Source organism: Natrialba sp. SSL1 (genome assembly GCF_001861355.1).
Taxonomy (GTDB): domain Archaea; phylum Halobacteriota; class Halobacteria; order Halobacteriales; family Natrialbaceae; genus Natrialba.
In genome coordinates this window covers 23762-32000 of the sequence record NZ_MASN01000051.1, presented here as the reverse complement: position 1 = coordinate 32000, position 8239 = coordinate 23762, and the positions used below count along the sequence as shown (strand labels likewise).

Sequence of the window (8239 nt, the reverse complement as noted above, 5' to 3'; positions counted from 1 at the left end):
CTCATCTGCACGCCGGTAGACGGCCGGCCTGCATTGACCCTTCCCACTCACGCTTGCGCGGAGTGGTGCATCAGTTCTTTGTTGGGATCAGATCGTTATGCCGTCCACTACTTAAGCACACGGATTCGGTCCCTCCGAGTGACGCGGTCACAGGCGGCGAGATTGAGACTCTGTGACGGATCAAGATAGACGGCCAACTGAGAGAACGAAGAGAGTACTGGGTGTGACTGGTCCGACATATACGGTGAAACAGCGTTCACCGACGGGGGACTCGACTCGAGTACCACCCAGATTCCACTCAGGATCCACCACACAGCACTTGTCACGGAGCGACGCTCACACAGTTACACGGCCCAGGTGTCCGCCTCACGTCGATCGAAGATTGTTGAGTTTGTACCGCGTCGTCCCGTGTGGGCGGTGAACGACGAGTTCGTATCCAGCATCGGTCTGCTCGAGTTCTCCTGTAAGTTCGCCAGGGTTGCCAGGGTTGAGTGATGCCGGTGGGCTCTCGAGTGAGAATCCAAGCAGACTGGTACTCCCGCGAACGCGGTCGGGGGTGCGCGCTGTGGCGTGAATGAGGTCGCCGTTTTGTTTGATGTCGATCTCTCCCGTCAGCTCCCAGGTGTCGCCGCTGTACTGGACGCGTTCACCCTCGAGTGCAGGGAAGTGCTGTTCGACCATACAATGGGCACACGAGCGGGGCGTATAGTCGTTTGCCGTGGGGGTGCTACGGGATGGGCGAAGACCGCGAGCGAAAGCCGCGTGATTCAAACCGACCAAGCCCATCTGTGGGGATATGACCGACAATTCACGCGATCACGTGGTTCCCGGAAGCGAGGATGAGTTGACGAGTGCGGACGTGCGCGGGTACGATTTCCGTGGCGAGTTCGACTTCGACGAGCTACTGGAGACGTACGCAACAACCGGGTTTCAGGCGACACAGCTCGCTGAAGGAATCGAAATCGCAGAGAAGATGCAGGAGAACGACGCGACGGTCTATCTCACGTTCACCTCGAATATCATCTCCTCCGGTCTTCGAGAGGTCGTCGCCGCGCTCGTTCGGAAGGGGTACGTCGACGTGATCATCACCACGTCCGGCTCACTCACCGAGGACGTGATCAAGACGGAAAAGCCGTTCAAGATGGGCGAGTGGGACGCAGACGAAGCGGAACTGCGCGAGCGCGGAATCAACCGCCTCGGGAACATCTACGTTCCCTCGGATCGGTACGTCTGGCTCGAAGAGTACCTCTATGACTTCTTCGACGACTTCTTCGCGGACGAGAAGATTCGGACGCCGACGGCGTTCGCCCGTGAACTCGGCGAGACGCTCGACGACGAGGATTCGGTACTAAAACAGGCCGCCGACAACGACGTTCCCGTCTACTGTCCCGCGCTTACGGACGCCGAAGTTGGAAACTTCCTCTACTACTACCGACAGGGCTACGACTCGGACGTCGGCATCGAAATTCTCGACGATTACGACTCCCTGATCGAGGACGGGATGCTGGCCGACGAAACGGGTCTCATCGCAGTCGGCGGCGGCGTGCCGAAACATCACGCGATCATGACGAACCTTTTCCGTGGCGGTGCCGACCACGCAATCTACATTTCGACCGGGATGGAAGGCGACGGCTCGCTCTCCGGCGCACCGCCGAACGAAGCGGTCTCCTGGGGCAAGATCAAGGACGAGGAGGAGACGAACTACACGCTCATCGAAGCCGAAGCGACGCTCGTCTTCCCGCTGCTGGTCGCAGCGGCGTTCAACTAACAGCGAGCAGCGAGCAGCGAGCGGGGCCACACCACGAACCGGCTGCGAGTATTTTCTTGCTCGAGCGCGTAGGCAACGCTATGCAAGGGATTCGGTGGCTCCAACTGACCGACGACGAGCGAGACGAGTTCCTCGGCCGTGGCGGGACGGGTGTCCTGTCGTTTGCAACCGACGGAGACGAGCCGCCGGTTTCGATTCCGGTCTCGTACGGCTACAGCGAGGAAGAGTCCGTCCTCTACTTTCAGCTCTCGTTCACGCCCGAGAGCAGAAAACACGACCTGGTCGACCGGCGCGTCTCGTTCGTCGTTCACGACGAGACAGCAGCGGGGTGGCGAAGCGTCGTTGTAACGGGGCAGCTAGCCGAGCTCAGCGGCGAGCCCTACGAATCCGCAGTCGTACAGGGGATGTGGTCGATCGACCTTCCCGACGTAGATATCTTCGAGCAGCCGCGAGAGGACGTGACCTTCGAGAGCTACTATCTCGATCCGGACCGAATTTCGGGCCGCAAGGAAGTCGTCACCGAGCCGTGACTGTCACGAATAGTATCGGGTGTTTATTGCGGTAGCCAGCGTGGAGCCACGCAATGAAATCCGTGCGCGTCTCGCTGGGCCACGACGAGGAGACGGCTGCACCATTTCTCGAACAGTTCTACTCCGCACCCGACATCGAGCGCGAGATAATCCTCGGTGGACAGACAGCCGACGGCGTCGAGACGATCACCTCGTTCGTCGACGGCGATCCCGACGCCTACGAATCGATTCTCGAGACGCTTGACACCGTACTCGAGTACGATATCACACAGACGAGCGACGGCTTCTTTCTCTACCTTCGTCGAGAGCTCGGGACAGAGGGGCTGTCGTTGCTCGGGGCGCTCTCGCAGGAGACCGTCGTCGTTGTCCCACCGATCGAAATTCGGTCGGACCGGACGATTCGGTTGACCGTCGTTGGTCACCCGGCGGATCTCGCGGGTGTACTCGAGGAGCTTTCAGACGGTGTCACGGTCGATGTCCTGTGGGCGAGCAATCGTGTGACGATGGCTGGTGGGGCCGTCTCCGATCGGCAGGTGACGGCGCTGCAGATGGCGCGGGAGCTCGGGTTCTACGAGATCCCGCGGCGAAACGGTATCGAGGCGGTTGCCGACGAACTCGACTGTGCGGTGTCGACGGCCTCGGAGTTGTTGCGTCGGGGGGAGGCGAACGCGGTGGAGTACGTGCTTGATAGTGCACGATAGTGCCCGATAACAGCCGGTGACGTCCGATAACACCCGGTGACGCGTGCTTCGACTTGACCCCAGTGTGGGGTGTTGTTACTAATCAGTAGTTTCGGAGCCGTCGTGACTAGCCTCGACGCCAGAACCAGCCCGTCGACAGATCATCGTGTAAGCAGTTCCACCGACCGCAGTCTCGGTGAGTTCGCACTCTTCGAAGGTATGAGTGAGCGATCCGGGAACATCGTTCGCTGGGTTCCAGTTCGCGTACCAGCGGAAGAACCGCCAGATGAGCGGATTCAACAGTCGGAGGGGACCACTCGGCGTCGGTCTGACGTCGACGACGGCGAGTTGGCCGCCCGGAACGAGCAGTCGGTGGATATTCTCGACCGTCCTGTGGGCGTCCGGCATCACACCCAGTGAAAGTGTCGCGACGGCGGCGTCGAACGGTTCGTCGAAGTCGACAGTCGTCGCGTCTGCCCGCTGAACAGCGACGTTCTCCCAGCCGTGGCGGTCGATACGGTCTCGTGCGTTATCGGCCATCTCGGGACTATAGTCGACGGCGACGAGGTCCCCGTCAGAGCCGATCTGTGACCGAATGTGTTCGAAGTTCACGCCGGGCCCGCAACCAATATCGAGAACCCGATCACCGGCCTGGAGATCGAGTCGGTCGATCGCCCGCTCCCGAATCGGCTCGAAATCGCGCTCACTCATGCCATACCAGTCGCTCCAGCGATCCCACACCCGTCGACTCCGTTCGAGGTGCGCCGTGTACTGCTTGGTACGCGAGCCGTCGGCGGTCTCGTTCCCGTGTGCCCGAACGTCCCGTGAATCAGTGTCCATACTCGAGTATCGACGAGAGCGTGCGAGTAGCTGCTGGCGAAATGTATCGCGTATTTATAAGGACCGCTGTCGCCGAGCCGGATCTGCAGGGTATTACGTCGGTCGAAACGCCGGCTGGTTGCTCTCAGCGCACGACGGTTACCGGACAGGGAGCCCGCCGAACGACCTGCTCGGCAACGCTTCCGAGGAGAACCCGTGACGCGCCGGTTCGACCGTGGCTGCCGATGATGATGTGGTCGACGTCCTCCTCGGTTGCGACGGAGACGATTTCACGCGCCGGGAAGCCGATGATCGACTCCGTCTGGACGGAACAGTCGTGTGCTGCCGCCAGTTCACTGGCGCGGTCGAACAGGTCCGCAGCAGCCTGTTGTCGCGATTCGAGTATCGCCTCGTATGCGTACAGCGCCTCATCGCCGTACATGCCGGCTCTGGGGTTGATGACGTGCAGGAGCGTTACGGTGTCACCAGCGTAGGTCTCGGCGGCGTGTTCGACGGCTTTCATCGCCGGTTCCGAGTCGTCGATTGGGACGAGAACAGTCATAGTGCCATCTCACCGACGAACGGCAAAAATGTACGTACGCTGTTGGCCTGGCGAGGGGGCATCAGGATGCGTCCTCGACCGGCGTTTTGACGATTGTCACCGGTCGCTCGGCGTGTGTCGCCACGCGTTCTGCGACACTGCCCAGCAGTTGCCGGTACTCGCCGGAACGGTTCTTCGACCCAACGACCGTGAGGTCGATGTCCGCCGCATCGATGTAGGTAAGGATTTCCTCGTGAGGGACGCCGTGTCGGATCTCCGTCACCGTCTCGACGTCGGCAGTTGCCGCCGCATCGGCAACTTCCGTCACTGCGTTCTCGCCGGCCTGTTCGAGTGCCGACTCGAGTCCTTCGAACTCGTGGACGTACTCATCGCCAGGATAGGAACTGTACGCGTCAGCGTCGACGACGTAGAGGATGTGCAGTTCGGCGTCGTATCGCTGGGCCGCATCGATTGCGTGTGCGATCGCACGGTCGACGCCGGGACTCATGTCAGTCGGAAGCAGCAGGCGGTCGTACATCGTGAGTACAGTGACGGGAACCAGTGAAAAAGTCGTTGTGGGGATTCCCGTCTCGCTATAGTGTATGCCGGGCGGCTACAACTACCACTACGACTTCCACCACCTTCACACAGTCGAGCGACCTCGTGTTCGGCAGCACCCGTGTTTATGCTGTTCTGCCGAGAAGTGAGCCTATGTACGACCACATCCTCGTCCCGACCGACGGCAGCGAGTTCGCGACCGACGCCGCCGAGACGGCCTTCGATCTCGCGGCGACACTCGAGTGTCCCGTCGCAATCGTCTGTGTCGTCGAACTCGGACCGCTTGGCTCGGTTCGCTTCCCCGGCGAGGGGTCGAACGCGGCCGAAACGCTAACCGAGCGAGCGGAGTCGTTCGTCACCGAACTCGAGTCGACGGCGACCGAACGTGGAATCGAAGTGACGACGGCGGTTCGAACGGGGACGCCGGTACACGAGATTCTGGAGTACGCAGGCGAGATCGACGCGGATCTCATCGTCATGGGAACGCGTGGACGTGGTGGAATCGGGCGAATGATGCTCGGAAGCGTCACGGACGGGGTGACGCGCCACAGCTCGACGGACGTACTCGTCGTTGGTGATGAGCGGGTTGGACACGAAGGGTGAACGAGGCGGTCAGTGATTGGCGGACGAACGGGACGGCCGACTAGGTATCTGCCCGCCACTGCTGGATCGCGTCTCGAACGGCCACACCCATAAGGGAGGCCAATCCACCGAAGAGAACGGCACCAATGAGAGCCGCCACCGGTCCGTTGGTGAGCTCCTCGACGAGTTCGCCGCGCGGGTCGAGTTTGTATCCTAACGCTCTCGGCGGAGTGTATCGAGTGACCATCGACCCGCGCAGGTAGCCAATAGCCGGTGGAAACACGAACAGCCACAGGATGCTACCAAAAACGACCACTCCCCCCGAAACTGCACCCGCTCGAGACCACCCGGCGTAGCAGGCGAGAAGTACCGATACAAAAACCAGGAGACCGCCAAGACCCTGGTCGTACTCGAGTAGGAACAGGACCGATGCGAAAAGCGGGAGGGCGACTGCTGCAATCAAAACGTGTCTGCGAGGACGGGGTTCCCCAGGCATTGCCTCCCGAAGATCCACAGTTGTGACAATGGAAACAGTGAGAAAAGAACACCGGCGGCAATCCGGAGGGTGGCTGAACGCGCTCTTCATCGACGGTTCGAATCGAACTCACGCCTGCGAGCGTGGCTCTCCCGTTGTTGAAGCTACCGGTTCTGGTCGCTAGATGCCGTATCACGGCCGGACGCGACGACCGCGTGTGACCGCCGGCCAAGTCCCCAGCCAAAGAGCGCGAGGCCGACGAAGATGCCGACCGCCTGCACCACGTGCGCCGCTGGCACCTGCTCCGGTGAGAACCCCCAGGCATCGAGGCCGAGGCTCAACAGGAGCGAGACGAGGAACACTGCCAGGCCGAAATCTGCCGCACGCATGTTCGGGAGTTGCTCCGGCGATGAGACGAACCGACCCAGCGCGTAGAACACGATGGTGTACGGCACCCACCCCAGAACGAGGAACAACAGTGCACGCGACTCATCACCCGCGAGCACCGCTTGCGGAACGAGTCCAACGTAGACGACCGCAGCAACGAGCGCACACCCGCCGAGCACGAGAGCGGGACGGACCGTCCCTGACTGTGCGTTCGTACTCGAGTCCATCAACTACGTAGTCTGTGTCAGTCGTGATGAATGTACCGCTCGTAGCGGGGGGTGTCGTGCAACGGGTGTCGTGTAGAGTGAACCACCGAACCGACCGACGCCGGCAAGGACACGGCAGGATATGATAGCGACAGGACCCAAAGAAGGTGGTATGGAATCCCGTCCCTCAGCCCCCGACAAGACGCTACTCCTACCGGTGGCAAACGAGGAAACGGCCGATCGGTTGCTGGAGACCGCGATAGACATCGCTATCGAGCGATCGTTGCGATTGCTCGTTATTCACGTCGTTGCCGTTCCGGACCAGTTGCCCCTGGATGCTGGCTACCGGCTCCTGGACGACAGTGACGAGCAGTTGCTCGCAGACGCAGCAGCGACTGCAACCGAACACGGTGTCCCGACCGACAAGCGGGTACGGTTCGCACGGAGCGTCACGAGTGGAATTCTCGGCGCAATCGAGAAGGAAAACGTGGAACTGACGCTGCTTGGCTGGCGCGGTCGGCCGCCACGACAGAACGTCGTTCTGGGAAGTTACATCGACGTCGTGCTTCGAAAAGCCACGTGTGACGTGCTCGTCAAGCGGATTCAGACACCCCAGCCAGATATCGACTCGATTCTGGTTCCCATCGCTGGCGGACCACACGAGGGACTTGCACTCGAGACGGCGAGTGCGCTCGCGACCCAGCACGATGCGGTCGTCCACCTGCTCCACGTTCGGTCCGAAACCGACCCAGCACAGCGAGAGGGGGAGGCAAACGCGCTCCTGCTGAACGCATCGGACGAGTTCGACAGCGAGACTGAGATTCGGCGCGAGGTCGCCGTCGACGACCACGTTGCCGGGGCGATTACGGATCGGACAACGGCACACGATGTCACAATACTGGGTGTGTCACGCGGCGGGTTCGTTCGTCGAACGCTGCTCGGGACGATTTCGGAGGCCGTCGGCCGGAACGCAAGCGGAACGGTGTTTCTGGCGAAGCGGTACGATCCCGTCCCCTCGCGTATTCGACGGCTCGTTCGGAGAGTGGCTCAGTGAGCCGCCGACAGTCGTGACTGGACCCATGGCTGCCACAGCCCAAGCAGTATTGTCCACACCACACAATAATTATAGTCGAGGCTGTCGTAGCACCGACGTATGAGTGAGTCACTGGACGACGAGCGAGAGCAGATCCGCGAGCAAAAGAGACGAGAGCTACAGCACCGACTCGAGAACGGTGAAGCGGTGGGTGCGGGAGACGACACAGATTCGACCGCTGGCACCACTCCGTCCCCATCTGAACCGATCGAAATCGACGGAGCAGACCATCTCGACGAAGTCATCACCAATCACGACATCGTCCTGGTCGACTGCTACGCCGAGTGGTGTGGTCCCTGCCAGATGATGGAACCGACAATCGGGGCACTGGCTGCCGAATCAGCCGCAGCAGTTGCAGCCGTCGACGTCGACCAGCACCAGCATCTCGCCCAGCAACTGGGTGCTCGCGGCGTCCCAACACTCGTCCTCTACGCCGACGGCGAACCGGTCGAGCGACTCGTCGGCGCACAAGATCAGGCGACACTCGAGTCCCTGATCGCACAACACGGGTAGGTTGGGACTGCATGTGGGTGCGGTGAGTTGGTGGCGGTGGACGGCGAAGTGGAAATCGAGGATGCAACCGACGAGCGCTACTGCCGA

General features: G+C 61.2%; 12 protein-coding genes. 6 read left to right on the top strand and 6 right to left on the bottom strand.

Annotated elements, in window-relative coordinates; genetic code table 11:
* Positions 1-366: 366 nt before the first annotated feature.
* Positions 367-681, bottom strand: coding sequence for a hypothetical protein (locus BBD46_RS17270; protein WP_071402925.1), 315 nt, complete (start codon positions 679-681; stop codon positions 367-369).
* Between the two features lie 115 nt (positions 682-796).
* Between BBD46_RS17270 and BBD46_RS17265 the strand changes: the two genes are divergently transcribed.
* From BBD46_RS17265 to BBD46_RS17255, 3 genes are all read left to right on the top strand, one after another.
* Entirely contained in the window at positions 797-1768 is a 972-nt protein-coding gene (locus tag BBD46_RS17265) for a deoxyhypusine synthase (protein WP_071402924.1), read from the top strand.
* A gap of 80 nt (positions 1769-1848) precedes the next feature.
* The gene (locus tag BBD46_RS17260; RefSeq protein ID WP_071402923.1) at positions 1849-2298 is read left to right on the top strand and encodes a pyridoxamine 5'-phosphate oxidase family protein; all 450 of its coding nucleotides are present in this window, start codon (positions 1849-1851) and stop codon (positions 2296-2298) included.
* Positions 2299-2351: 53 nt separating this feature from the next.
* Positions 2352-2999, top strand: a complete 648-nt coding sequence (locus BBD46_RS17255; protein WP_071402922.1) for a helix-turn-helix domain-containing protein — start codon at positions 2352-2354, stop codon at positions 2997-2999.
* Positions 3000-3077: 78 nt separating this feature from the next.
* On the opposite strand, the gene BBD46_RS17250 is transcribed toward BBD46_RS17255, so the two are convergent.
* The 3 genes from BBD46_RS17250 to BBD46_RS17240 form a co-directional block, all read right to left on the bottom strand.
* Positions 3078-3818, bottom strand: coding sequence for a class I SAM-dependent methyltransferase (locus BBD46_RS17250; protein WP_071402921.1), 741 nt, complete (start codon positions 3816-3818; stop codon positions 3078-3080).
* 124 nt (positions 3819-3942) lie between these two features.
* Positions 3943-4359 (bottom strand): universal stress protein, encoded by a 417-nt coding sequence (locus BBD46_RS17245; RefSeq protein ID WP_071402920.1) that lies wholly within the window; start codon positions 4357-4359, stop codon positions 3943-3945.
* Between the two features lie 61 nt (positions 4360-4420).
* Complete coding sequence (locus BBD46_RS17240; RefSeq protein WP_071402919.1) at positions 4421-4876, bottom strand: universal stress protein; 456 nt, start codon at positions 4874-4876, stop codon at positions 4421-4423.
* Between the two features lie 173 nt (positions 4877-5049).
* On the opposite strand from BBD46_RS17240, the gene BBD46_RS17235 reads away from it, so the two are divergent.
* The gene (locus BBD46_RS17235) at positions 5050-5499 is read left to right on the top strand and encodes a universal stress protein (RefSeq protein ID WP_071402918.1); all 450 of its coding nucleotides are present in this window, start codon (positions 5050-5052) and stop codon (positions 5497-5499) included.
* A 40-nt stretch (positions 5500-5539) separates the two neighbouring features.
* Here the strand turns inward: BBD46_RS17235 and BBD46_RS17230 are convergent, their stop codons facing one another.
* Together BBD46_RS17230 and BBD46_RS17225 are read right to left on the bottom strand one after the other, a co-directional pair.
* Entirely contained in the window at positions 5540-5941 is a 402-nt protein-coding gene (locus BBD46_RS17230; RefSeq protein WP_253184597.1) for a hypothetical protein, read from the bottom strand.
* Positions 5942-6117: 176 nt separating this feature from the next.
* The gene (locus BBD46_RS17225; RefSeq protein ID WP_071402916.1) at positions 6118-6567 is read right to left on the bottom strand and encodes a hypothetical protein; all 450 of its coding nucleotides are present in this window, start codon (positions 6565-6567) and stop codon (positions 6118-6120) included.
* Positions 6568-6718: 151 nt separating this feature from the next.
* Here BBD46_RS17225 and BBD46_RS17220 point away from each other — a divergent pair, with 151 nt between their 5' ends.
* Positions 6719-7600, top strand: a complete 882-nt coding sequence (locus BBD46_RS17220) for a universal stress protein (protein WP_071402915.1) — start codon at positions 6719-6721, stop codon at positions 7598-7600.
* A 99-nt stretch (positions 7601-7699) separates the two neighbouring features.
* Entirely contained in the window at positions 7700-8152 is a 453-nt protein-coding gene (locus BBD46_RS17215; RefSeq protein WP_071402914.1) for a thioredoxin family protein, read from the top strand.
* Positions 8153-8239 lie beyond the last annotated feature (87 nt).

What these genes read in the sequence shown, in the direction of transcription:
- BBD46_RS17270 (WP_071402925.1), bottom strand. Translation starts at nt 681, where the DNA reads ATGGTCGAACAGCACTTCCCTGCACTCGAGGGTGAACGCGTCCAGTAC.
- BBD46_RS17265 (WP_071402924.1), top strand. Translation starts at nt 797, where the DNA reads ATGACCGACAATTCACGCGATCACGTGGTTCCCGGAAGCGAGGATGAG.
- BBD46_RS17260 (WP_071402923.1), top strand. Translation starts at nt 1,849, where the DNA reads ATGCAAGGGATTCGGTGGCTCCAACTGACCGACGACGAGCGAGACGAG.
- BBD46_RS17255 (WP_071402922.1), top strand. Translation starts at nt 2,352, where the DNA reads ATGAAATCCGTGCGCGTCTCGCTGGGCCACGACGAGGAGACGGCTGCA.
- BBD46_RS17250 (WP_071402921.1), bottom strand. Translation starts at nt 3,818, where the DNA reads ATGGACACTGATTCACGGGACGTTCGGGCACACGGGAACGAGACCGCC.
- BBD46_RS17245 (WP_071402920.1), bottom strand. Translation starts at nt 4,359, where the DNA reads ATGACTGTTCTCGTCCCAATCGACGACTCGGAACCGGCGATGAAAGCC.
- BBD46_RS17240 (WP_071402919.1), bottom strand. Translation starts at nt 4,876, where the DNA reads ATGTACGACCGCCTGCTGCTTCCGACTGACATGAGTCCCGGCGTCGAC.
- BBD46_RS17235 (WP_071402918.1), top strand. Translation starts at nt 5,050, where the DNA reads ATGTACGACCACATCCTCGTCCCGACCGACGGCAGCGAGTTCGCGACC.
- BBD46_RS17225 (WP_071402916.1), bottom strand. Translation starts at nt 6,567, where the DNA reads ATGGACTCGAGTACGAACGCACAGTCAGGGACGGTCCGTCCCGCTCTC.
- BBD46_RS17220 (WP_071402915.1), top strand. Translation starts at nt 6,719, where the DNA reads ATGGAATCCCGTCCCTCAGCCCCCGACAAGACGCTACTCCTACCGGTG.
- BBD46_RS17215 (WP_071402914.1), top strand. Translation starts at nt 7,700, where the DNA reads ATGAGTGAGTCACTGGACGACGAGCGAGAGCAGATCCGCGAGCAAAAG.